Origin of the sequence: Rhodococcus sp. SGAir0479, assembly GCF_005484805.1 — a bacterium.
Taxonomy (GTDB): Bacteria; Actinomycetota; Actinomycetes; order Mycobacteriales; family Mycobacteriaceae; genus Prescottella.
In genome coordinates this window covers 3,375,892-3,400,746 of sequence record NZ_CP039432.1, presented here as the reverse complement: position 1 = coordinate 3,400,746, position 24,855 = coordinate 3,375,892, and the positions used below count along the sequence as shown (strand labels likewise).

Genomic DNA, 24,855 nt, shown 5'->3' with positions numbered 1-24,855 from the left:
AAAGCAAGTAAGGACGGGGTTAATGGAAGTACAGGACTATCTGCGGATCTTGCAGCAGCGGTGGAGAATCATCGCGCTCGCAACGGTCGTCGGGGTGCTCGGCGCATTGGTCGCATCGCTCTTGTCGACCCCGATGTACCAGGCGTCCACGCGGTTGTTCGTGTCGACCTCCTCGGCCGCCTCGGTCAACGAGGTGTACCAGGGCAACCTCTTCTCGCAGCAGCGCGTCGCGTCGTACACCAAGCTGTTGACCGGGACCACGCTGGCGGAACGAACGATCAACCGGTTGGGGCTGACCGACGTCAGCGCCGCGGACATCGCCGCCAAGGTCAAGGCCACGTCGGCGCCGGACACCGTGCTCATCGACGCCAGCGTCGAGGACTCGTCACCGGAGCGGGCGCGTGACATCGTCAACGCGCTGTCGGACGAGTTCGTGCTCATGGCGGCGGAGCTCGAGACCTTCGACCCCAACCGTCCGCCGACCGCGCGCGTGGTCGTCGAACAGCACGCTTCCACCCCGTCCTCGCCGGTGAGCCCCAAGACCAAGCGCAACCTCGCGCTCGGTTTCGCGGTGGGCCTGCTCGCCGGGCTCGGCCTCGCCGTGCTGCGCGACCGCCTCGACAACACCATCAAGAGCCGCCAGGTGCTCGACGAGCTGGTCGGTGTCGGTGTCGTCGGCATGGTGCCGTTCGACAAGGAGCGGGAGCAGAAGGCGGCCATCGCCTTCCAGGACGGCTACTCGGGCAGCGCCGAGGCGTTCCGCGAGCTGCGCACCAACCTGCAGTTCCTCGAGGTCGACAACCCGCCGCGCGTCATCGCGGTCACCAGTTCGCTTCCCGCCGAGGGCAAGACCACGACGGCCATCAACCTGTCGCTGGCACTCGCGGAGGCCGGCTACACGGTCGCGCTCGTCGAGGGCGACCTGCGCCGTCCGCGCATCTCCCGGTACCTCGGGCTGGTCGACTCGGTCGGTGTGAGCACCGTGCTCTCCGGGCAGGCCGACCTCGACGACGTCCTGCAGGCCACGTCGTTCCCGAACCTGACCGTGCTGGCCGCGGGCACCATCCCGCCCAACCCGAGCGAGCTGCTGGGGTCGAGCCACGCGACCGATCTGTTCACGGATCTCAAGGCGCGGTTCGACTTCGTGGTCGTCGACGCGTCGCCGCTGCTGCCGGTCACCGACGCCGCCGTCATCGCCGCGAAGGTGGACGGCGCCCTGGTCGCCGTCCGGTACGGCAAGACCAAGCGTGAGCAGGTGGCGCGCGCGGTCGGCAACCTGCACAGCGCAGGCGCCACGGTGCTGGGCACCATCCTGACGATGACCCCGATCAAGGGTGAGGGCGCGTACGAGTACAAGTACTACTACGACTCGGACGCCCCGGCACCCAAGTCGGGCAGCACGCCCGTCGTCTCGTCGCCCGACCCGCGCGCCGACAACGCGTCGGGACCGGGACAGAACCGCCGCAGCGAAACGGTTCGCTGACCCGGCAACGGTTTTCGGCCACCGGCCGCACCGGCGAGCACACGCTCGCGGTGCGGCCGGTGGCCTTTTTCGTCGACTCTTCCTCGGCCTCCGCCGAGGGGTGTGGCCCCCGGGGATCAGGCGCGGTACAGGCCGTCCAGGACCGACACGAGCGCGTCGGCGATCTGCTCGCCCACCTGCTCGAACACCACCACGTCGCGACCGATCGGGTCGCGGATGTCGATGCCGGCCTCGGGGAGATCACCCGCGGTGGCGCGGGCCGCATCCAGCTCGGCCACCGACCGCGCGCCCCCGGTCGTCACCAGGTGGGCCGCCTCGAGCAGCGTGAACGTCCGGCGCAGCTGCCGCGGCGCCATCCGCAGCACCTTGTCGCGGTGCTTCTGCGTCATGGTGAGAATCAGATCGGCCTTGCCCGCGATCACGGGCGTCAGCTGGCGGCCGGCGAATCCGTCCGGAGTCCCGCCGAGGGAGGAAAGCACCTTGGCGGCAAGCGGTTCCATCGGCGACCCGATCATGGCTCGGGTGCCGGCGCTGGTGGCGGTGAGCTCGTCCACCCCGTTGTCCGCCGCCCACGCGGCGGCGAGTCTCTCCGCCGTGGGAGAACGACAGATATTACCGGTACAGACGAACACCAGATTCATGGATCGAGTGTAGGTGGGCCTGTATAGACTCGGCACGTTCAAGCACGCGCTCGGGCGGGATCGACGGCCGGGTGAGTACCCGACCGAAGGCGGCTCATGAATGGCGTTCTGGGAGTGTCCGCCGGTGCGGGCTTCGTACGCCTGGTGTGGGCGCACGGAACCGGGTCGGTCGGTTCGCCGGGAGATCGTCAGTCCATCGTCGTCGACGCGCGAGGTTCCGAGGAGCTGACCGCGGAGGCCGTGGGTGTCGCGGTGGCGGCGGCCGAGGAGTCGGGTACCGCTGTGAGCGTGGGCATCGCGTACGGCGACGAGGCGCAGGCGGCGGCGCTGGACGCGGCGCTGCGCCGGCAGGGCGTCGCCCACTTCACGCTGATCCCCGAACTCGACGCCGTGCTGGCCGCGCTGCCGCACGACCCGCGGCTGGCCGGCGCCCGCACCGTCGCGATCTACGACCTGGGCAGCTCCGGACTCACCGTGAGCGTGGTGGACCGGTCGTCCGGCACGGTCCTCGCGTCCGAGCGCAGCACCGCGGTGCGCGGTGACCGGCTCGTCCGGGTGCCACGTGAAACACCCGGCGGCCTTCACGGCGCCGACGCGGCGATCGCCGAGTCGGCGGAGCTGGTGGGGGAGTTGGTGGAGCAGTCCGGTGCGGTGCCCCAGGCGGTGGTCCTGGTCGGCGGCGGCGCCCACGCGCCCGAGGTGCGCGCGGTGCTGCAGCAGCACTCGGCGGTGCCGGTCCTGGTGGCGCCGGATCCGGCGTTCACCGCGGCCGTCGGGGCCGCGGAGCTGGCGCAGCCCCCGCGCGCCGGACGGCCGGTACCGGCGTCGGTGTCCCAGCGGCGGCTCCGCAGCGCCGGGTTGGCCGCCGCGACGCTGGTGCTGCTGGCGCTCATCGGCATCGTGAGCGGCTTCGGCAGAACATTTTTCGGGTCGGAGGCGGGCGCGGCCACCGAGACGCCCGGCAGCACTCTCACGACGCTCGTGCCTCCGCCGTCCCACCTCGCGCCGCCGCTCGGCGAGCCGTCCGCCGTCACGGAGCCCGACCGGCCTCGGCTCTGACGGGTCAGCGGGCGTGCCGGCCGCCGCGTCGGCGCGGCGCGGTGGGGACGGTGGACGGGGGCCGGGCCAGCATCGCGGCGATGCCGGTCGTGAGCGGCACCGACAGCGCCAGCGCGATGCCACCCACCGACGACCGGGCGATCTCGATCGCGACGGCGTCGCCGGTCAGCACGTCGCCGAGCGGGCTCCCGGCGACGCTGAAGAGCAGCAGCAGCGGCAGCGCGCCACCGGCGTACGCGAGCACCAGCGTGTACACGGTGCTGGCGATGTGGTCCCGGCCCACCCGCATCGCCGACGCGAAGATGGTGCGCCGCGAGGCGGATCCGTCCATGGCGGCGATCTCGAACGCGGCGGACGCCTGCGTGATGGTGACGTCGTTGAGCACACCGAGCGAGCCGATGATGAACCCGGCGAGCAACAACCCGGTGATGCTGACGTGCTCGACGTACGCCTGCACGTCGGTGTTCTGTTCCTCCGACAACCCGGTCAGGTGCGTCATCCCGATCGCGACGCTCGACAGCACGGCGGCCACGAGCATCGACGCCAGCGTGCCCAGCAGCGCGGCGCTGGTGCGCAGGTTCACCCCGTGCGCCAGGTACAGCACCGCGAAGAGGATCGCCGCGCCCGAGACCAACGCGACCGGCAGCGCCGGTTTGCCGTCGAGCAGCGCGGGCAGCGTGAACACGATCAGCACACCGAACGTGATACCCAGCCCCAGCAACGCCCGCAGCCCGCGCCACCGGGCCACCGCGACGACCGCGATCACGAACGCCGCGACGACGAGGACCAGCGGGAACCCGCGCGAGTAGTCGTTGAACGCGTAGAACGGGGTGCCCGACGAATCCGTCTGTCGGACAAGCCGGATGTGCTCACCGAGGTTCAGTTGCGGCTGCCCGGGACCGGGCACGATCTCGAGCAACGTCCGGGTGCCCGCATTGGGGCCGGACTCGATGGTGACCAGGCTGCGCCGGCAATCGATGCCGCCCGAACTCGTCGGCGGCGGCGCCGGATCGCCGGAGAACGCCCGTCCCGCAGACGGACTGCCGCACGCGGAGATGTCCTGCGCGACGATCGTCCCGGCCTCGGTGGTGACCGCGCCGCCGCCGGCGTTCTGGAACGGCAGCGGAACGTCGACGTGTTGTTTGCCGGGCCAGAGGATCACCACACCGGCGAGGACCACGATCGCGACGGCCGCGAGCAGACCCACGACTACGCGGACCGCGACGGGGCCGAGGGGGACAGGGCCGCCGAAATGGCCGTGGCCGTGGCCATGTCCGGGAGAGGGGCTCTGCACCGCATCAGGCTAGCGGGAGACGTCGGTAAGCTCGGTGGCGGGGAGCAGGGGGGGTCGTCCCCGCCACCGGAACCTCGTCGCCCAGGGGGGGGAGGGGCAGGACGAGGCGCTTACGGACACCTGACGGTGTCAAACGGTCAATCTACCGACAGGGGCGGCATCTCGCAGTATTGGGGTCGGGTTCCCGTGTCGTGTCACGGTTAACAGCCCGCGGCGCAGTGGATCCCGCCCGGAACGTGTCCGAACGGGATCCGTCGCAGCGATCGCTGCTACTGCTTGTACGACGACAGGAAGTTGCCGAACCGCTCGATCGCGACCGCGAGATCACGCGCCCACGGCAGCGTGACGATGCGCAGGTGGTCGTGGTCGGGCCAGTTGAAGCCGGTGCCCTGGACCATGAGGATCTTCTCCTGCAACAACAGGTCCTGGACCAGCTTCTCGTCGTCGTGGATCTCGTAGATGTTCGGGTCCAGCCGGGGGAACGCGTACAGCGCGCCGCGCGGCTTGACGCACGAGACACCGGGAATCATGTTGAGGCGTTCCCACGCGACGTCACGCTGTTCCAGCAGACGCCCGCCCGGCAGCACCAGGTCCTCGATGCTCTGGTGCCCACCGAGCGCCACCTGGATGGCGTGCTGGCCGGGGACGTTCGGGCACAGTCGGGTCGACGCGAGCAGGTCGAGACCCTCGAGGAAGCCGGCGGCGTGATCCTTGGGACCGGTGATCGCGACCCAGCCGGAGCGGTAGCCGGCGACGCGGTACGCCTTCGACAGCCCGTTGAACGTCAGGCACAGCAGATCGGGTGCCAGCGTCGCCAGCGAGACGTGCTTGGCGTCGTCGTACAGGATCTTGTCGTAGATCTCGTCGGCCAGCAGCAGCAGCTGGTGCTTGCGCGCGAGTTCGACGAGCTGGGTGAGCACCTCGGCGGAGTAGACGGCGCCCGTCGGGTTGTTCGGGTTGATGACCAGCAGCGCCTTGGTCCGGTCCGTGATCTTGGATTCGATGTCCGCGATGTCCGGGTTCCAGTCGTTCTGCTCGTCGCACAGGTAGTGCACCGGCGTGCCGCCCGACAGGCTCGTCATGGCGGTCCACAGCGGGTAGTCCGGCGCCGGGATGAGGACCTCGTCGCCGTCGTCGAGCAGCGCCTGCATGGTCATCGTGATGAGCTCGGAGACGCCGTTGCCGAGGTAGATGTCGTCGACGTCGAGCTCGGGGAAGCCGGGCACCAGCTCGTACCGGGTGACGATGGCCCGCCGCGCCGACAGGATGCCCTTGGACTCGGAGTACCCCTGCGCGTACGGCAGGGCGGCGATCATGTCGCGCATGATCACGTCCGGTGCCTCGAACCCGAACGGGGCGGGGTTACCGATGTTGAGCTTGAGGATCCGATGCCCCTCGGCCTCCAGGCGTGCCGCGTGCGCGTGCACCGGCCCCCGGATCTCGTACAGCACGTTCTGCAGTTTGGTGGACTGCTCCAAGGTGCGCTGCGGACGACGTGGACGGGGGGAATCTGGAGTGCTCACGCCCCCCATGATTCCACTCGAACGCAAACGGATATCGGACGGTGCGGCCGCGGCGGCGTCTGCGCCCCCCGAGCAGCACCCGGCGGCGGCGAGCGCGGACCCGGCGTCCGGGTCGCGGTGGGATACGGAGCCGACACCGGGCTAGAGGCAGATCGGGTACACGAGCGACCCGAGGGGGATGACGAGGCAGAGCCCGATCGATCCCTGCCCCTGCGCGGGGGTGGCGGTCTCCGCGGCCGAGGCCGTGGGTGCACCGACGGCGCCGAGTGAGAGTGTGACGGCCGCCGCGGCGACGGTTCCGGCGATTCTGCGCTTCATGAGGGGAGCCCTCCCTTCGAACGGCGCGATACGCACACTTCTCATGGTCACGACATAAGCCCTGTGCCACAAGGCCACCGAACGAACAGTTGAATCACGACGTCGGACAACCGCCGCATTCCGCGCGTACGGGGCGCGGTTTCTACGACGCCGACCACTCCCGTACTCGACGTTGCCGCACCGCGATCACCGGCCCGGCCGGCCGCATCGACCGGTACTGCGCGTACTTGGCGACCAGCGCGTCGATCGCGCGCTCGGCCTCGGCCGCGCCGACCGCCAGCACCTCCGCGGTCCCGTCCACGCGCACCCACCACAGCCGGGTCCAGTCGTCGTCGTAGTGGTCCACCAGCAGGCTCACCCGGCCCGTCGCCGCCACGTTCGCGAGTCGGCGCAGCTGCCGGGTGCTCTTGGGTTTGTCGTCCACCGCCGTGTAGAGCGCGTCGCCCACCACCGCGAAGACCACCGGGACCAGGTGCGGCGTCCCGTCCGCCGACACCGTCGCCAGCCGCGCGACCGGGGCGTCGGCGAAACGCGGGGGCACGGACGCGGACATGGACTGCACACTACGACGGCCTCGATAGGGTTGTCGGCATGACGACGCCTGCTCCGACCGTCACTCCGTACGGGTCGTGGATCTCGCCGATCACCGCCGCCGACCTCGCCGCGAGCGGCCACCCCGTCGAGGGCGGCGTGTTCGTGGGCGACGGGGTGTGGTGGTCGGAGCAACGACCCGTCGAGGGCGGCCGCTCGGCCGTCCGGCGGCTGGGACCGGACGGCGAGCCGGTGGACGTCCTGCCGCCGCCGTGGAACGCGCGCACCCGCGTCCACGAGTACGGCGGCGGCGCGTGGGCGGTGACGCCGGACGCCGTGCTGGTCTTCGCCGAGTTCACCGACCAGCGGCTGTACCGGTTCGACCCGCACGTCGACGCCGCGCCCGTCCCGATCACCCCGGCCCCGCCCACCGCGGCCGCGCACCGCTACGGCGACCTCACGATCGTCGGCGACGAGGTGTGGTGCGTGCGCGAACGGCACGACGACGGGGTCATCGTCCGCGACATCTGCGCGGTACCCGTCGACGGCCGTGCGGACGACGACCCGTCGGCACTGCGTTCGATCGTCGGCGGCTCGATCGTCGGGACCTCGGACTTCCTGGCCTACCCGCGGGTGTCGCCGGACGGTGCCCGCGTCGCGTGGATCGCGTGGAATCATCCGCAGATGCCCTGGGACGGAACCGAACTGCGGGTCCTCGACCTCGCGTCGGGTGCGGTGGACGTCCTGCTGGGCGGCCCCGAGGAGTCGGTGCTCCAGCCCGAGTGGGAGGACGCGTCCACGCTGCGCGTCGTGAGCGACCGCAGCGGCTGGTGGAACCTCTACCGCGTGACCGTCGACGGCGGCGACCTGCAGCCGCTGTGCCCCACCGGCGCCGACTTCGGGGCGCCGCTGTGGCAGCTCGGGGCGCGCTGGCACGTCGGACTCGACGACGGCGCCGTGCTGACCGCCCGCACCGTCGGCACCGACACCCTCGCGGTGCTCGACCCTGGCACCGGCGCGCTGCGCGATCTCGAGCTGGACGGCATCTCCTCGGTGGGCATCTGCGACGTCGACGGCAACCGAATCCTGTTGCGCTGCGGGGGCTCCCGGATCGCGTCCGGGCTGCGCATCCTCGACCTCGACTCGGGGGCGCTCACCGACGTCCGGCTGTCGGTCGACACGCTGCCCGACGTCGAGTATCTGCCCGAGGCGCGCGCCCTCACCTTCGACGGGCCCGAGCGGGAGGTCCACGCGATCGTCTACCCGCCCCGCAACCCCGACCACGTCGCGCCCGACGGGGAGCTGCCGCCGTACGTCGCGTTCGTGCACGGCGGGCCCACCGCGCACGTCGCGCCCGCGGTGCACCTCGTCTACGCGTACTTCACCAGTCGCGGGATCGGCGTCGTCGACGTCAACTACGGCGGCTCGAGCGGATACGGCCGCGAATACCGCAACCGGCTGCGCGGTCAGTGGGGGGTGGTCGACGTCGAGGACACCGTCGCCGCCGTTCGCGGTCTCGCCGACGCCGGCCTGGCCGACCCCCGACGGCTCGCGATCGAGGGCGGATCGGCCGGCGGGTGGACGGTGCTGTCGGCGCTGACCACGTCGGACGTGTTCGCGTGCGGCGTCTCCTACTACGGCGTCGCCGAACTGGTCGAATTCGTCAAGGAGACACACGATTTCGAATCCCGGTACATCGACGGGCTGATCGGTCCGCTGCCCGAGGCCGCCGAGCTGTACGAGCGGCGGGCGCCCGTGAACAACGTCGACGGACTGTCGTGCCCGGTGCTGCTGCTGCAGGGCCTGTCCGATCCGATCGTCCCGCCGTCGCAGGCCGAACGCTTCCGCGCGGCCCTCGTCCGCAAGCAACTCCCGCACGCCTACCTCGCATACGCCGGCGAGTCCCACGGCTTCCGGCGCGTCGAGACCATCGTTAACGCCCGCGAGGCCGAGCTGTCCTTCTACGGCCAGGTCCTCGGCTTCGACACCCCCGGCATCCCGCGCCTGGAGCTGTGGCGGCCGTAGGCGGTGGGGTTGTCGCGCGGGTTGTGTCGGTGTCGCAGGGTGATTCCGTACTGACAACCCGTGCGACACCGGGCGAACCCCTGCGACATCACGGACAGGGCGTGCGTTCGACTCGTCCGGTCGGCCGAGCGCGCGACCGGTCGAAGGCGGCCAGAAGGCGACCGACGACGACGGCAGGGGTGTCGAGTTCGTCCCACACCCAGCGCACCACTTCCCAGCCGGCGCTGCGAATAGCGTCCTCGCGCAGCTTCTCCGCCCAGACGACCTCCTCCGGTACGTGTCCGTCCGGGGCGAGGCGACCGTACTTGGCGCGCCCGTCGAACTCGCCGACGACGCCGTGCTCGGCGAACAGGAAGTCGACACGGCCCAGAAGCTTGCCGTCGTCGGCGTAGAGGTTCGGCTGGCAGTCCGGCACCGGGAGCTGCTCACGAATCATCAGTACCCGGCTGCGGGATTCGCCGACGGATTCGCTTCTGCCGTCGAGCAGGCGGAGTACCCCGGCCACGCGGCGCCGTGCCGTGCGCGGGTCCGTCGCTGCCAGGTCGCCGGACGAGCACAGCCCGGAGTGGAGTGCGTGATCGCCCGCGACCACCGCCTGCTCGAACGGCAGCGTCCGGGCCAGGTCGACGACCGTCCGAGCCGCTGACGTCACCCGCAGCCCGTCCACGGTCGTCGACTCCTGCGGGTGTAGCGACGTGCAGTGCAGGTGGCGGACCGGGGTGCGGTGGCCGCCGGACTGTCGGTTGCGGGTGAGGTGGACGGCGGCCAGCGGGGTGCGCCAGAGGTCGATGTCGTGCACGATTGCCGCCGACTGGTGGCTCAGTACGGCCTCCTCCGAGGCTGCACGGAGAGTCGCCGTCGCGCGTGCCCGGTGCCGTTCGCGTACGCCCAGGTCGGCGAACCTGTCCGTGGACATGTAGGCGCCGCGTCGCAGCCGGTGCCACGAACCGTTGCGGCACAGGAACTGCAGCTGCCAGTCGGAAGCGCCCCGCTGCAGTGCGTCGGCGCGGCGGACGATGTGCGGGTCCATGGCCGTCATCCTCACCGACGCCCGCGCCGGTTCAGCCGTGCTCCCCAGCGCTTTCGGTGGAGCTGTGGACGACGGGTGGGCTGGGGACGACGCGCACTGCCGCAGGGCTACTGCGACGGTCGCAGGGCTTGTCCGTACGGAGAACCCCTGCGACGGTTGCACAACCCCTGCGACAACCGGACGAGGGGAACGTACACACGACAGCGCCCCCACCGCGGACGGTGGGGGCGCTGAGGGGTGGAGCTACTACTTCTTGCGGCCCGGGGCCTTGGCGCCGGCCTTGAAGCCCAGTGCACCGGGCTTGGCCTGCGGCGGCGCCGGGGTGGACGCCTCCTGCTCGGACGCCGGAGCCTCGGCCTGCGTGGCCTCGGACGCCGGAGCCTCGGCGGGTGCTGCGGCCTCGGCGGGCTGCTCGACCTGCTCGGGCTCCGCGGGCTGCTCGGGCTCCGCGGGCTTCTCCGGCTCGGGGGCCGAAGGCGCCGCGGGAGCAGCGGCGGCCCGAGCGGCCTTGCGGGCACCCGGAGCCTTGGCGCCGGACTTGAACCCGAGACCGCCGGGCTTGGCCTGCGGTGCCGGCTTCGTCGCCGGAGCCTCGGTAGCCGGGGCCGGAGCCTCAGCAGCCGGTGCCTCAGCAGCCGGTGCCGAAGCCTTAGCCGCGGGAGCCTCAGCCGCCGGAGCAGCAGCCTTCGCGCCCGGTGCCTTGGCGGCGCCCTTCATCTGCAGGTCCTTGCCGCCGGGGGCCTTGGCCCCGCCCTTCATGGCCAGTCCACCGGGCTTGGCGGCGGGTGTCGCGGGTGCCTCGGCGGCGGGAGCCGCGGGAGCCTCGGTGGCTTCGGCCGACGCCTCGGCCGGAGCAGCCGCCGGAGCGGCAGCCTTCGCGCCCGGTGCCTTGGCGGCGCCCTTCATCTGCAGGCCCTTGCCGCCGGGGGCCTTGGCGCCACCCTTCATGCCCAGTCCGCCCGGCTTGGCGGCGGGCGTCGCGGGTGCCTCGGCAGCGGGAGCCGCAGGAGCCTCGGCCGACGCATCAGCCGCAGCCTTGGCGCCCGGTGCCTTGGCGGCGCCCTTCATCTGCAGACCCTTGCCACCCGGAGCCTTGGCTCCCGGCGCCTTCGCGCCCGGCGCCTTGGCAAGGCCCTTCATCTGCAGGCCCTTGCCGGCGGGGGCCGTCTGGGCGGACGGGGTGGCGGCTGCCTCCTCGACCTCCTCGACGCGCTCGGCTTCCTTGACCTCGGCGACGGCCTCGGCGGCCGCCGGAGCGGCTGCGGCCGGAACCTTCTCGCGGCGCTCGACCTTGATGTTCGCGGTCAGCTTCTCCGGCTCCAGCCGCGTGACGGAGTCGAGCATCAGCTGCGCGACGTCGACGACCTGGACGCCCTCGCCCTGGCCCTGCTCCTGGCGTGCGGTGACACCGTCGTTGAGCATGACGCGGCAGAACGGGCAGCCCGTCGCGATCTTCTGCGCGGACGCGCCGTTGCCCTCGCCGAGCGTGCCGAGGGCCTCGTCGACGCGGTCGATGTTGACGCGCTTGCCGAGCTGCTCCTCCATCCACATGCGGGCGCCACCGGCACCACAGCACATGGACCGCTCGCCGTGACGGGGCATCTCGTTGAGCTTCACGCCCGACGCCTCCATCAGCTCACGCGGGGCGTCGTACACCTTGTTGTGGCGACCCAGGTAGCACGGGTCGTGGTAGGTGACGTCCTCGTTGAGCTTGGCCACCGGGACCAGCTTCTTGGCGCGGACCAGGCGGTTGAGCAGCTGCGTGTGGTGGACGACCTCGTAGACGCCGCCGACCTGCGGGTACTCGTTGCCGAGCGCGTTGAAGCAGTGCGCACACGTGACGACGATCTTGCGCTTGCTCTCCGGGGTGCCGTCGAACACCGCGTTCAGGGTCTCGATGTTCTGCATCGCCAGCTGCTGGAACAGGAACTCGTTGCCCGCGCGGCGAGCCGAGTCGCCGGTGCAGGTCTCCTCGGCACCGAGGACCATGAACTTGACGCCGGCGGTCGCGAGCAGCTCGGCGACGGCCTTGGTGGTCTTCTTCGCGCGGTCCTCGTAGGCGCCGGCGCAGCCGACCCAGAACAGGTACTCGTAGTCCTCGAAGGAGTCCGCGTCCTGGCCGTAGACCGGGATCTCGAAGTCCATCTCGTTGATCCAGTTGAGACGGTCCTTGGCGTTCTGGCCCCAGGGGTTGCCCTTGTTCTCGAGGTTCTTGAACAGACCCGCGAGCTCGGACGGGAACTCCGACTCGATCAGCACCTGGTAGCGGCGCATGTCGATGATGTGGTCGACGTGCTCGATGTCGACCGGGCACTGCTCGACGCACGCACCACACGTGGTGCACGACCACAGGGTCTCGGGGTCGATGATGCCGCCCAGTTCGCCTTCGATCGACTCGCCGACGAGCGGGCGCTCGGCCTCGGCGCGTGCGGCTTCCGGAATCTTCGCGAGTGCGGCCTCGTCGGCGTTGCCCTCGGCGTCGACCAGGCCGACCTCGTCGCCGCCCATGTCCTTGCGGCCACCGGCCAGCAGGTACGGGGCCTTGGCGTAGCCGTGGTCGCGCAGCGACATGATGAGCAGCTTGGGCGACAGCGGCTTGCCGGTGTTCCACGCGGGGCACTGCGACTGGCAGCGACCGCACTCGGTGCAGGTGGTGAAGTCCAGCCAGCCCTTCCACGAAAAGTCCTCGATCCGGCCGGCGCCGAGCGTGTCGGTGTCGGGGTCGACGTTCTCCATGTCGAGCGCGCGGCCCTTGGACATCATCGGCTTGGCGGCACCGAGGGCGACGCCGCCGTCGTCCTCACGCTTGAAGTAGATGTTCGGGAACGCCGAGAAGCGGTGCCAGGCGACGCCCCACGTGATGTTGCGGCCGACGACGTAGAGCCAGATCATGCCCGACATCAGCTTGACGAACGCGAAGATCGAGACCATCACGGCGCTGGCGGGCAGCAGCTTGGCGACCTGCATGGTGAAGAAGTCGGTGGCCGCGTTGGAGTGGCCGGTCATCGCGATCCGGCCGGCCTTCACCAGGATCATGCCCAGGCCCTCGAGCAGGACGACGACCTCGACGAAGTACGCCGGCGTGAACTTGGAGCCCGCGAAACGCGACAGCCGCTCGGGGATGCGCGGGTGGTTGAGCTGACGGATCACGATCAGCGTCAGGATGCCGACCACCGTGCCGATGCCGAGGATCTCGTCCCACAGGTGCCACACCCAGGTGTTGCCGAACAGCGGCCAGTGGAACGTCGGATCGAAGGTCTGGCCGTACGCCTCGAACCACAGCGCTGCGCCGCCGAGGAAGCCGATCATGACGAGCCAGTGCGCCCAACCGACGGTGCGGAACTTCTGCATCCGGGTGTGCGCGATGAACTCGACGATCATCTGCTTGAAGCGCGGGAAGAACGGGCGCCAGCGGTCGGGCGCGGACTGCCCGATCTGCACGGTCTTCGCCATCCGCCAGGCCCCACTGAGGAACGAGGCCCAACAGACGAGGCTCAGCAGTGCGCCGACGGTGCCCAACGTAATCGTCAGGGCATTCATGTCGAAGCCTTTCGTTTCGGGGCAGCACTCGTGCCGCCTGGGGTCAGCCCAGAGATCGTAACCGCTCCCATGTTACCCGCCGGTAACTTGGGGTCGCTACCTGTCGGTAACATAGCGCGTAGCGCGGTTTCCTGCATCTTTACCCCCGACGGTAGTCACCGGAAGGCGTCCGCGCTGGGCTCGCGAGGCGGGCTGGACCTCGCGACCCGGGCGCTATTCAGTTAACGGTATGTGGTGCCGTTGTGACTGGTGTCGCGTAGGTTGACCTAACTCGCCGACGCCGCGCCGAAACGCCCACCCGCCCGGGCCTCCGGTAATGCGAATTGTGTCCATTCATTCGGCAATGGAATTGTGCACCGCTACGTTATGCTTCGCCCGGAATTGGGTGTTCGACCGCCTCGTCCGCGCAGGTGGGAACGCATTACTGCTTCCGTGATCGGAAGATCGAATTCGGTCGGGGGGCCAACTGTCGGCAGTCACAGATGGGAATGACCGTCCTATGAAGCTGAGAAGAATTGCTGCGACGTCCGTGCTCGTGACTGCCGCGCTGGGGGTCGGGACCGGCACCTCGTACGCCGCTCCGGCACCCGCCCCGAACCCGATCGGGTACCAGGCGCACGTCGAGGACCGCTCGGTCGTCACGCTCCTCGACGCCGGGGGATTCCACCTCACCTCCGACGGCAGGTTCGTCGAGATCACCGACGACGCCGGGACCGTGCTGCAGACGTTGCCGCTGACGTACCGCCTCGGCGACCGCGAGTTCTCGATCGCGCCGCTGGTCGACGGTCGGAAGCTGACGCTGACGCCGGAGATCGCGCCGGCCCGGGCGGTGGCGGCCGACGTCGCCGAGCCGATCGATCCCGCGAACCTCGCCGCGCTGGGGGAGAACCTCAAGGTGTTCGAGAAGCTCAGCGAGGGCGTCAGCGAAGCCGTCACGACGGGCAGTCTGGTGGGCACGCTCGTCGGCGCGGTCGTGGGATGCGCGATCGGCGGCACCCCGCTGGCGCTGACCGGGGTCGCCATCCCGCAGGCGGTGCTCTTGTGCCTCGGTGGCGCCGCCGCGGCCGCACCGGTCGGCGGCATGATCGGCACCATCGTCGCCGGGGTGCCGGTGCTCGCCTACAACGGCTGGCAGGTGTACCAGACGCTCAACGCGGCGCCGCCCGCTGCCGGCTGACGTCTTCAGGATTCAACGCATCGGGCCCGTCCCCCTTCGTGGGGAACGGGCCCGATTGCTGTCGGTGGCGGCTACGACGTCCGGATGCGCAGTCCCGGGTTCTGGCCCAGGATCGCGTTGATCGGCGTCGCGAACAGCTCCGGCGCCTCGCCCATCGCCGACGTGGCGAAGTTGGCGATCTCGCACATGCCGTAGTCGCCGACGTTCGACGCACTGGAGATGCCGAGCGCGAGGGTGCCGGTGACGATGGGGCCGCCGCTGTCACCCTGCAGGGCGCACAGGTTGGTGGCGAAGCCGTCGTTGATCACGCGCTGTCCCACCGGGACGGTCTGATGCACCGCGGTGACGACGCCGCAGTTGAAGCCCGAGGTGTTGCCGGCCTTGCAGACCGGTGCGCCGACGACGGGGTCCGCGGTCCCGGTGATCGCCACGGGGGCGGCGTTGGGGACCCGGACGCCGTTGTTGGCGAACCGCTGGGCGGTCCCGGCGGCGGGCCGGATGATCGAGTAGTCGGAGCCGTCCAGGCTGGTCCGCTCGAACGTGCCGATCATCGGACCGGACAGGTCGCCCACCGCGGCGTACGCCTGCGAGGCGTGTTCGGTGCCGGCGAAGGTGCGGTTGGGATCGCAGTGTCCGGCGCTGATGTTGACGGGCGCGCCGCCGCCGTCGATCGCATTGAAGCCGAGCGAGCACTTGAGGCCCATGCCGCCGCCGTTTGCGACGTACGGGTCGCCGCCCAGGAAGGCGTCGGCGGCGTACTGCGCGGTCGCCTGACCGGGCGCGGCCGGCTGCAGCGACGCGAGCGCGGGACCGAGCGCGACGCGGGCGGCCTCCCGCAGCTCCGGCGGCAGCAGGTCGAGGACGTCACCGGCCGTGTCGTCGGCGCGGAGCACGACGTCGTTGTTGGCGATGTCGACCGTGACGCCGCGGACGAACTTCGCGATCTCCGGCGGCAGGGTGCCGATCCAGTCGCTCAGCGCCGAGCGGGTGGACTCCAGCTGGCTCTGACTCCGCTCGACGTCCTTGGCGGTGAACCCGGCCTGCTCGACGGCGGCCCGGGCGTCACCGCGACCGGCGTGGGCCAGGCCGACGACCGGCGCACCGGACGGATCGATCCACGCGCCGGCGAACGCGTCCGGGAACTGGATGCGCGCGATCTCGGCGAACTCGGCGAGCTTCTGCGCCAGCGCCGAACGCTGTAGGTACTGGTCCGGCGTGAGCTGCAGGTCGCGCTGCAGCGCGTCGATCAGCTCGATGGGCAGGTGCGCCGCCTGATCGGAGACACCCGATTCGGCGACAGCGGGTGATTCGGCGGGTTGGGCCTGCGCGACTGCGGTCGCGGGACCGAGGAGCAGAAGCGCGGCGGAACCGAACACCGCGGCACGACGTGCGAGCGAGCTTCGCATGAGGGCCTTTCTATTGTCCGCCCTGCGGCCCTGGACCCCGAGGCACGCAGAGAAAGGCACCCGGCATGGTGCGGGTGCCCGAGTCGCGTTCGACTATATGGGGTCACCACCGCTCGTGCCCACCCGAAATGGGTAATTCGGGGGACGGATTCGTCAGTTCGCGGCGGCGGTGCGCACGGTCAGGCCCGCACCGATGCCGCCCCCGGACGTCGCGTCGGCGGCAGCCAGGACGTCCCGGATCGGCGTGCCGAGGTTGGACGTTCCACCGTCGAACGCGAGCACCGCGTTGGCCTCGGCGCACGTGGCGGCGTAGCTGCTGTTGGAGCCGCTGGTGATTCCCAGTGCGAGCGTGCCGGTCACGATGGCGCCGCCGCTGTCACCCGCGAGAGTGCAAGCGGTACCGGAGAATCCGCGCACCGTGCGGCTGGTGCCGTCGAGCATTTCCAGCGACGCCTCGACCCGGTCGGCCGAGACGACACCGCACGTGAACGCCGAGGTCTGGCCGGACTTACAGATCGGTGCGCCGACGACGGGGACCGCGGTGCCGGTGACGGTGAGCGTGCTGCCGCCGGCGCCGCGGATCACCGGGCGGTCCAGTCCGGCGCGGGTGCCGGCATCGTCGAGACGGATCAGCGAGTAGTCGAGGGCGTGCGATCCGCCGACCTCCGAGCGGGCGAAGCTGCCGATCCGCTGGCTGGCCGCGACGTTCGCGCGGTCCGGCAGGTACACACCGGCGCCCGAACCGGGTGCGGGATCGCAATGTCCGGCGCTGATGTTGACGGCGTTGCCGCCGCGGTCGACACCGCTGAAGCCGAAGGAGCACACCCCGACCTCGCCCTCCCCGGCCGCCGAGATCGGTCCCGGCGTCGTCACGTACGTGTCGCCGCCCATGGGGGAGCGCTCGACGGGGACCGGGCCGCCCAGCGACTGGAGCTGGACCTTGACGTTCGCGAGGTGCGTCGGCAGGTCGATGGCCCGGCCGATCGGGCTGTTCACGATGTCGACGACGATCTGGTTGTTCAGGACGTCGACGGTGGCATTGCCGATCTGCGAGGCGACCTGGCGCGGCAGGTCCGACACCCACTGGTTGAAGTCGGCGAGCGCCCGGTCGAGTCCGTCGGCGGAGACCGGGGCCAGCTGCGTGCGGTAGCCGTCGCGCGTGGCCGTCTGCGCGGCCTCGGTGGTGGTGACGGCCACGACGGGATGACCGTCGAGACCCATCCACGCGCCGGCGAACGCATCGGGGTGTTCGTTGCGGAAGTCCGCTGCGTACGAGTCGAGTTCCTGCGCCCGCGCCGCGCGGTCGAGGTATTCCTGCGGGCTGATGCGCAGATCTCGGGTGATGGCCTCGACCAGATCCGCGGGCAGCTCGTCGGCGGAGAGCTGCGTGACCGAGGTGCGGGCGCTGTCGCCGCTGTCGGACGGCTCGGCGTGCGCCGACGCGGTGAACGGCACGGCGAGCAGGACCACCGAGGATCCGAGGACGGCGGCGCGGCGGGCAATCGACTGCACGGCGGCGCGCTGCGCCAGCGAGGTACGCATGGAGTTCCTTAATGGTCTTCGGGATCAGCCACCAACAATAGGTCACGAACCGGCCGACACGCCCGAGAACTTCGTCCCGGCCTCACGGGGCCGAAGGTTCGACCGTGCCGGCCTCACGAGGCCGAAGGTTCGACCGTCCCGTAGCCGAGGGCCCGCAGCATCGAGAGCAACTCCGATCGCGAGTTGGCCCCGAGTCGCCGTCGGATGCGGGCCACGTGGTGCTCGACGGTCTTGGGCGCGATGTACAGACGGGCGCCGATCTCCCGGTGCGTGTGCCCGAGCAGCAGCAGCCGCGCGACGTCGGCCTCCCGGTCGGTGAGCGTGCCGACAGTGGGTTCGGGCGCGGCCACCACGTCGGCCCCGGGTGCCGGCGCACCGGTCGTCCCGCGCAACGACCGCGCCACCTGCAGGAGTGTCGTGGCACCGCGCGTGTCCGAGACCCGAAGTGCCGCTTCACCGGCCAGTCGAGCGCCGTCCCACGGCAGCCCGATCCGTTCGAGCGTGCGTGCCGCGGATTCCACCTCGGCCGCGTCGGCTTCCTCGCGCAGGACCCGCAACCACACCCGTCCGGCGGTGGCGAGCCCGGCGGAGTAGGCGCTCACCTCGGCGGCGGCCGCGAGGGCCCGCGCGTGCGGCAGCAGTTGAGACGGGTTGTCGCCGAGGATCGCGGCCTGCACGCCGTACCAGTGCAGCGACGCCCCCCACAGGGCGGGTTCGCCCAGGCGGGACAACAGGTCCTGGGCCTGCTCCACCAGGTGCGCGATCCGCCCGCTCTCGCCCACCCGGACGGCCGCCAGCCACAGCTCGCCCAGCGGCAGCAGGCTCAGCAGATCTGCCGAGTACCCCGCCACCACGGGCCGTGCGGCGGCCCATTCCCGTTGCAGCGCACCGACATCGCCGTTGCGACGCGCGAGCCCCACGCGCAGCGCGTGCACGAACAGCGCTTCGCGGCCGGGGAGCGTGCGGTCGGTGGGCAGTGCGTCGACGAGCGCGGCGGCGGCTGCGAGGTCGCCCCCGACCATCGCGGTCCACGCCGACAGCACGAGATGCCGGGTCCGCGCGACGCTCGACGGCGGGTCGGACTCGAGCGCGCGCCGCAGGACGGAATCGGCATGGGCCAGTTCACCGGAATGCAAGCACAGCAGGGCGGTCACGGCGGTGGCGGTGTCCGGTAGCAGGCGGGTGTGGACGCTGGTGTTCAGCAGCGACATCGCCCGGGTCAGCGAGTTCATCGCCAGCGCACCCGCACCCGTCACCGACTGCCGGAGCCCCTCGGCCAGCAGTGCGACCCCGGCCGCCCCGGACGTCGGCGGCCCGGGACGTCCGCCGGCCGCCGATGCCCCGGCCGCGTCGGGACGTCCGGCCGCGAGCAGGACGGTGCTCGCGATCGCCGCGTCGGTGCCCACCCGGTCCGGACCGAGCCACTCGTACAGGTCGGCGCTGCGCGCGACGGCGCCTCGGCACGCCGCGACGGACGCCGAGATACGCACGGCAGCAACCAGTTCGGCGCCGTCCAGGGCGTCGGCGCGGTCGAGTGCGGCGTCGGCCAGGGCTTCGGCGGTGTCCAGGTCGCCGCTCAGCGCGCTCACCTCGGCCCGGCGCAGTGCCAGGCTGCGGGCATCGGCGCCGGCCCGGACCGCGGCGGCGAGCAGCGCCGCGGCGCGCGCCGGCTCGGCGGAGTCGGCGCAGCCGCACAGGAACCGGGCCAGGCGGGGATCGTCGAGGCCGGCGTCGGCGAACGCCAACGCGGTGGGCGCGTCGAGCGTCGCGGCGTCGAGTCGCGCGGTGAGCAACCGGGACTGGAGTTCGCGCAGGCGCGTCACGCCGATGGTGGCGCCGACCAGTGCCCGCACTGCCGGCGCCGCGGCGTCCGCGCGGGAGACGAAGGCGCTCGCGCGGACCCGGTCGGCCAGGTCCCGGGATGCGTCCGGCGGGAGATCCAGGACCGCGGAGAGGTCGACGGTGTCGAGTCCGAAACCGTGGGCGCACAGCGCAAGTGCGGACAGCATGTCGGCGTCGAGGTGGCGCAGGGCGGACTGCAGGTACGACGTCACGGCGGAGCGCACCGCCGCGTCGTCCGCGCCCGCGACCTCCGCGGCGTCCAGACCGGCGTCGACCGCGGCGAGCAGTCCTGCACTCGAGTCGTGGAGGGTGCGCGTGAGGCCGGGCGTCAGCGCGATACCGCGGCGGCGCGCGCGGGCGACCACGTCTGCCGGGGCGAGCGGACGCAGGTCGATCACCGTGCCGTGGGCGTGCATCGTGCTGATCAGGTCGGTCAGCGGCGTGCGGTGGGGCCGCGGTTCGGTGGCCACCACCACGGTGCGCCGGGACTGCCGCACCAGGGCGCACACGGTGGCCAGGGCGTCGTCGGCCAGCGTGTGGGCGGCGCCGAGGACCAGTGGGTCGTCGCCCGCCGCGCCGTCGAGCGTCGACACCACCCGACGACCGTCGGCGCTCAGCGTGTTCCGGGCGGCAGCGAGCAGCAGCGACTTGCCACTGCCGGAGTTGCCCCGGACCAGGATGCACGCCGGCCCGGGCGACGCGAGCGCGTCGAGAAGGTCGCGGGCCCCGGGGACACCCGCGAGGCCGGGTGCGGGGTCGTCGCCCGGCTCGGCCGGCCGCCCCGCCCGTGCGGTCTGCATGGTTACTGTCCGATCAGCAGCCCGGTGACGGGATCGACGACGGCTCCGACGACGTTGCCGACGCCGGTGCCGATGCCGGTCACGACACCGCCGAGGCCCTGGCCGATTCCCGTGGCCACCTGGCCCATTCCCGCACCGACCTCGCTCGGGGACGGCCCGTTGTAGACCGGCGCCGAGGGTCCACCACCGGACGGCGGGTAGACCGGCGGCGGTGTTCCGCCTCCCGGCTCGGTGCCGGAGGGGGTGGCGGGCGGCGCGGCGGGTGCGGGCGCGGGAGCGCCGGGGGCGCCGTCGGACGTCGGCGCGCCGGGGGTGGCCGGGGTTCCGGCGGCACCCGCGGCGGGGGCGCCGCCCTCGGCACCGGCGACAGCGGGCGCCTGGGTACCGGTGCCGGTGCCGGTGCCGGTGCGCCCGACGGTGACCGCGTCCGCGGTGCCCGGCTCCGTCACCGGACGGTCCCCGCCGGTGGTGGGTGCGGTGGTCGAGGTGGAGGTGCCGATGTCGGGCGAACTCGATTGCGCGGGAGGCGCCGACGAGGTCCCGAGCGCCAGTCCGCCCGCGGTGAGCACCGCCAGCGCGGCGGCCGCGGACGCCACCACCGCGACCCGCCGCCGCATGCTCGAGCCGTCGCGGGTGGTGTGGCGCCGCGTCGGGAACGCCGGGACGACCGGTGCGGCCGCGGCGCGCGGCAGCTCGACGGTCTCGGCGGTGGCGACTGCGGCCGGGGCGGCCGCCGCGGCGGGGACGTCGGCCGCGAGACGGGCGGCGCCGAGGGCCGCGGTCCGGGCCGGCTCGGGCGCCGCGACGACGGTGAGGCCCAGTTCGGACGAGACCAGTTCGGCGACGAGCGGGATCGCACCGCCACCGCCGGCGAGCAGTACGGCGGTGACGTCGGAACTCTCGATCTCGGCCGCGCGCAACGCTTCCCGAACCAGTTCGAGGGACTTCGTCAGCGGTTCCCGGATCAGGTCCTCGAGCTCCGAGCGTACGAGCCGCACGTCGGTCCCGAGGCCCGGGAGCGCTACCGCGAGTGTCGTCTCGGTGTCGGTCGACAGGGCTTCCTTGGCGTCGGTGCAGCGCCGGCGCAGGTCGAGCAGCGCGGCCGTCGTCGCGGCGTCGAACGGGTCGAGGTCGGCCGTCCGCCCGGCCAGGCCGTCGAGGACGAGGCGGGTCACCAGGTGGTCGATGCTGTCGCCGGCGAAGTCCTCGGAGTGGAGCGGGCGCCCGATGACCGACGGTGCGGCGCCGGTCCGGACCACCGTGACGTCCAGCCCGGAGCCGCCGAGGTCGTAGACCACCACGACGCCGTCGCCCTGCGGCCCGCGGGCGGACTCGAGCCAGCGCACGCAGGCCAGGGCCTCGGGCACCAGCCGTGCGTCCGGCACGCCCGCGCGGTCCAGCGCGGATTCGAGTGCGGAGACGGTGTACGCGCTCCACGCAGTGGGGTGGGTGACGACGACGGCGTCCGCGGAGGCGGTGTCGTCGCCCTCGTCGTGCACGGTGGCGATCAACCCGGTCACGGTCGCGGCGAACAGGTCTTCCCCGCGGTGCACGCGGCCGCTGTCGTCGAGCAGGCCCACCGGGTCTCCGACTCGTTCGACGTACCCGGTCACCCGCGTCCCGGTGGGGGAGACATCCAGCCCGGCCAGCACCGGCGCCCCGTCGGTCGGCACGGACAACGCGGTGGGCCGCGAGTGGACCGCGGCCGTCTCGTCGGTCGCCGATGCATGATCGGGGGCGACGGCGATGACCGAATTGGTGGTTCCGACAGCAATTCCGAGCCCGGCGGCCATTCGCCTCTCCATCCGTTCGGGGCGGGTTGCACAGCCGCCGTTGGTATGGCGATTGTCGGCCACCGGCGGGCGTTCGTTACGGAAACCTCACGCGAGCGATGCAGATTCGGGGACGATCCCCTAATCGGGCGCGATCCCCTATACGGGGACCCGCGCATCCCCGGCCCGCCGGCGGGGGGATCTGCCCCGTTCCCCCGCGACGCCCGGATTCGTAGCGTGGAGATCGATCTCGCCGCAGGGTTCTCGCACCGCGGCAGCCCCGCCTCCGACCATCAGGAGTGTTCTCATGGCCAGCAACGCAGTTCTCGACTTCATCCTCCGGCTCCTCCGCGACGAGGACGCCGCCGCCGCCTACTGCGCCAACCCGCAGGGGGCCCTGACCGCGGCCGGCCTGTCCGACGTGTGCGTGGCCGACATCGCCGCGGTGGCCCCGATGGTGGCCGAATCCGGCCTGTTCGGCGGCGCCGCGGGCGATCTGAGCGCCATCCTCGCCGCGGGCACCGGAGCGGCGGGCTCGATCGGCGCCACTGCCGGTGGCGGACTGGGCGGCGGCCTGGGCGCGGGCCTCGGGCTGGGCGGCGGCGCCGGCCTCGGCGCGGGAGCCGGCCTGGGCGTCGGTGCCGCGGTGGGCGGTGGCCTCGCCGGTGGGATCGGCGGCGGTCTCGGTGGTGGCTTCGACTTCGGCGGCGACCTCGCGGCCGGGCTGAACGCCGCGCTCGCCGCGGGCGGTGCCATCGGCGCCCAGCTCGGTGCCGCCATCGGCGCGGCGATCGAGGCGGCGGCCGGGCTCGGCGGCAGCCTCGACCTCGGCGGTCTGACGGACGTTGCCGGTTCGGTGGACCTGGGCGGCGCGCTGGCCGCGGCGCTGGGCGGTGCGCTCGACATCGACGGCTCGCTCGTCACGGATCTCGGTGCGGCGCTGGGTGCGGCGTTCGAGGGCATCGGCGGCATCGACCTGGACGGGCTGCTGTCCGTCGACGGCGCGCTGACGGCCGCGCTCGAGAACGCGTTCGCGATCGGTGGCGATTTGGGTGGTCAGCTCGGCACCACGCTGGGTGCGATGTTCGACGCGGCGATCGGAGCGGGCGCCGACCTCGGGGCATCGCTCTCGGGCGCGCTGGAGTCGGCCCTCGCATCGGCGCTGTCCCTCGCGGGCGGCCTCGACGGCGACGTCCTCGCCGGCGTGGGTGCGGACCTGAGCGGTCTGCTCGAATCGGCGCTCTCGCTGGGCGGCTCCATCGGCGCCGACCTCGGTGCCGCTCTGGGCGGCGCCCTCGAACTCGGCGGGGCGTTCGACCTCGCGCAGCTGGTGGACATCGACGCCGCGCTCGACCTCGGCGCGCAGCTGGGGACCGCCATCGGCGGGTCGCTGGGCGTCGACGGGGACCTGGCCGCGCAGCTCGGTGCCGCCCTGGGCGCGGCGCTCGACGGCGCCGGCAGCCTCGATCTGACGGGCCTGCTGGAGGCGGGCGGTGGCCTGACGGCGGCCCTCGAGAGCGCCTTCGCGGTCGGCGGCGACCTCGGTGCCTCGCTCGGCGCGGCGTTCGGCAGTGCCCTCGAGGGCGCGGTCGCGGCGGCGGGTGACCTGGGCGGCTCCCTGGAGTCGGTGCTCGGCGGCGCGCTCGGGGTCGGCGGCGACCTCGGGGCGGCGCTCACCGGCGCTCTCGAGTCCGCCCTGACCGTCGGCGCCGACCTGGCCGCCCAGCTGGGCGGCTCCGTCGGGGCGGACCTCACCGCCGCACTCAGCGGAGCGCTGGAGACTGCCCTCGCGAGTGGCGGCGCTGTCGGCGCCGAGCTCGGGGCCGCCCTCGGCGCTGCCCTGGACGGCGGGCTCGGTGGCAGCCTCGACCTCGATGCCCTGGTGAACGCCGGCGGCGATCTCGGCGCCGCCATCAGCGGTGCGCTCGGCAGCGCGCTCGACGTGGACGGTGCGCTGACGACGTCGCTCGCCGCGGCACTCGACAGCGCGCTCGCGCTCGGCGGCAACATCGAGGTGGGCGCCGGCGCGGATCTCGGTGGCCTGCTCGAGGGCGCCTTCGGTGTGGGCGGTTCGGCCGGTGCGGATCTCGGCGCCGCGCTCGGTGGCGTGCTGGGCGGCGGACTCGAGTCCGGGACCGCGCTCGATCTCGGAGCCCTGCTCGGCGGCGACGCCGGGTTCGGGGCGGAGCTGGGTGGCGCGCTCAGCGGCCTGCTGGGCACCGGCAGCACGGCGGGCGGCGACCTCGGTGCGGCTCTCGACGCGGCGCTCGGCGCCGGCGGTGGACTTGGTGCGGTGGGCGACGCCGCCGGGGAGCTCGGTGGCCAATTGGGTGGCCAGGTCGGTGGCGAGCTGGGTGGCCAGCTCGGCGCCGGCCTCGGCTCCACCGGCGACCTGGGCGCCGGCCTGGGCGTGGACCTGGGCGCGGGTCTGAGCGGCGCGTTCGACGGCATGGTCGACGCCGCGACGTCCGCGGTGGCGGACGTGTCCAGCGGCCTCGACGCCGGTCTGGCAGGCGGCCTCGGTTCCACCGGCGCCGTGGACGGCGGCGTCGGCGCGGAGCTCGGGGGCGGATTCGCGGGCGGCCTCGACGCCGGTTTCACCGGCGCCGGCGACATCGCGGCCGACCTCACGAGCGGGTTCGACGCCGCGCTGCAGGGCGCGGTGGACACCGCCGCGCAGCTGTCCGGCGGCGCGAACGCCTGGTCCACCATCGACACCGACGCGTTCGGCTCCGCACAGTCGGACGCCGGACTGTTCGGCGGCGCGGTCGCCGACCTCGGGGACCAGCTCGGTGCCGTCGTCGATCCGGCGCCCGTCCACCTGGACCTCGGCCACGACCCGCTGCCGTGACGTCCACACCGGGCATGTAAC

The 24,855-nt window shown here is 72.3% G+C and carries 16 protein-coding genes; 5 read left to right on the top strand and 11 right to left on the bottom strand.

Annotated elements, in window-relative coordinates:
* Positions 1-22: 22 nt before the first annotated feature.
* Positions 23-1,483: a polysaccharide biosynthesis tyrosine autokinase gene (locus tag E7742_RS15870; protein WP_137799815.1), complete on the top strand. Its 1,461-nt coding sequence runs from the start codon at positions 23-25 to the stop codon at positions 1,481-1,483.
* Positions 1,484-1,599: 116 nt separating this feature from the next.
* On the opposite strand, the gene E7742_RS15865 is transcribed toward E7742_RS15870, so the two are convergent.
* Positions 1,600-2,124: an arsenate reductase/protein-tyrosine-phosphatase family protein gene (locus tag E7742_RS15865; protein WP_137799814.1), complete on the bottom strand. Its 525-nt coding sequence runs from the start codon at positions 2,122-2,124 to the stop codon at positions 1,600-1,602.
* Between the two features lie 96 nt (positions 2,125-2,220).
* Here E7742_RS15865 and E7742_RS15860 point away from each other — a divergent pair, with 96 nt between their 5' ends.
* Positions 2,221-3,183, top strand: a complete 963-nt coding sequence (locus E7742_RS15860) for a hypothetical protein (protein ID WP_137799813.1) — start codon at positions 2,221-2,223, stop codon at positions 3,181-3,183.
* A gap of 4 nt (positions 3,184-3,187) precedes the next feature.
* Here the strand turns inward: E7742_RS15860 and E7742_RS15855 are convergent, their stop codons facing one another.
* The 4 genes from E7742_RS15855 to E7742_RS15845 all read right to left on the bottom strand — a co-directional run bounded on the left by E7742_RS15855 (position 3,188) and on the right by E7742_RS15845 (position 6,871).
* Entirely contained in the window at positions 3,188-4,477 is a 1,290-nt protein-coding gene (locus E7742_RS15855; RefSeq protein WP_137799812.1) for a YibE/F family protein, read from the bottom strand.
* Positions 4,478-4,746: 269 nt separating this feature from the next.
* On the bottom strand, positions 4,747-6,009 hold the full coding sequence (locus E7742_RS15850) for a pyridoxal phosphate-dependent aminotransferase (RefSeq protein WP_137799811.1): 1,263 nt from the start codon (positions 6,007-6,009) through the stop codon (positions 4,747-4,749).
* 132 nt (positions 6,010-6,141) lie between these two features.
* Positions 6,142-6,318, bottom strand: a complete 177-nt coding sequence (locus E7742_RS23260) for a hypothetical protein (protein ID WP_175420505.1) — start codon at positions 6,316-6,318, stop codon at positions 6,142-6,144.
* Between the two features lie 142 nt (positions 6,319-6,460).
* Entirely contained in the window at positions 6,461-6,871 is a 411-nt protein-coding gene (locus tag E7742_RS15845) for a TIGR03668 family PPOX class F420-dependent oxidoreductase (RefSeq protein ID WP_137799810.1), read from the bottom strand.
* Positions 6,872-6,909: 38 nt separating this feature from the next.
* Between E7742_RS15845 and E7742_RS15840 the strand changes: the two genes are divergently transcribed.
* Positions 6,910-8,874 (top strand): prolyl oligopeptidase family serine peptidase, encoded by a 1,965-nt coding sequence (locus E7742_RS15840; RefSeq protein ID WP_137799809.1) that lies wholly within the window; start codon positions 6,910-6,912, stop codon positions 8,872-8,874.
* Positions 8,875-8,962: 88 nt separating this feature from the next.
* Here the strand turns inward: E7742_RS15840 and E7742_RS15835 are convergent, their stop codons facing one another.
* Complete coding sequence (locus E7742_RS15835; RefSeq protein WP_137799808.1) at positions 8,963-9,904, bottom strand: hypothetical protein; 942 nt, start codon at positions 9,902-9,904, stop codon at positions 8,963-8,965.
* 246 nt (positions 9,905-10,150) lie between these two features.
* Positions 10,151-13,444 (bottom strand): (Fe-S)-binding protein, encoded by a 3,294-nt coding sequence (locus tag E7742_RS15830; protein ID WP_137799807.1) that lies wholly within the window; start codon positions 13,442-13,444, stop codon positions 10,151-10,153.
* Between the two features lie 499 nt (positions 13,445-13,943).
* Between E7742_RS15830 and E7742_RS15825 the strand changes: the two genes are divergently transcribed.
* Complete coding sequence (locus E7742_RS15825) at positions 13,944-14,621, top strand: hypothetical protein (RefSeq protein ID WP_137799806.1); 678 nt, start codon at positions 13,944-13,946, stop codon at positions 14,619-14,621.
* A gap of 71 nt (positions 14,622-14,692) precedes the next feature.
* Here E7742_RS15825 and E7742_RS15820 read toward each other — a convergent pair whose 3' ends face one another.
* The 4 genes from E7742_RS15820 to E7742_RS15805 all read right to left on the bottom strand — a co-directional run bounded on the left by E7742_RS15820 (position 14,693) and on the right by E7742_RS15805 (position 22,004).
* On the bottom strand, positions 14,693-16,027 hold the full coding sequence (locus E7742_RS15820; protein ID WP_137799805.1) for a S1 family peptidase: 1,335 nt from the start codon (positions 16,025-16,027) through the stop codon (positions 14,693-14,695).
* Between the two features lie 153 nt (positions 16,028-16,180).
* Positions 16,181-17,569, bottom strand: coding sequence for a S1 family peptidase (locus E7742_RS15815; RefSeq protein WP_137799804.1), 1,389 nt, complete (start codon positions 17,567-17,569; stop codon positions 16,181-16,183).
* A gap of 113 nt (positions 17,570-17,682) precedes the next feature.
* The gene (locus E7742_RS15810) at positions 17,683-20,211 is read right to left on the bottom strand and encodes a LuxR C-terminal-related transcriptional regulator (RefSeq protein WP_137799803.1); all 2,529 of its coding nucleotides are present in this window, start codon (positions 20,209-20,211) and stop codon (positions 17,683-17,685) included.
* Between the two features lie 2 nt (positions 20,212-20,213).
* On the bottom strand, positions 20,214-22,004 hold the full coding sequence (locus E7742_RS15805; RefSeq protein ID WP_137799802.1) for an Hsp70 family protein: 1,791 nt from the start codon (positions 22,002-22,004) through the stop codon (positions 20,214-20,216).
* A gap of 286 nt (positions 22,005-22,290) precedes the next feature.
* On the opposite strand from E7742_RS15805, the gene E7742_RS23640 reads away from it, so the two are divergent.
* Complete coding sequence (locus E7742_RS23640) at positions 22,291-24,834, top strand: IniB N-terminal domain-containing protein (protein WP_137799801.1); 2,544 nt, start codon at positions 22,291-22,293, stop codon at positions 24,832-24,834.
* Positions 24,835-24,855: the final 21 nt, after the last annotated feature.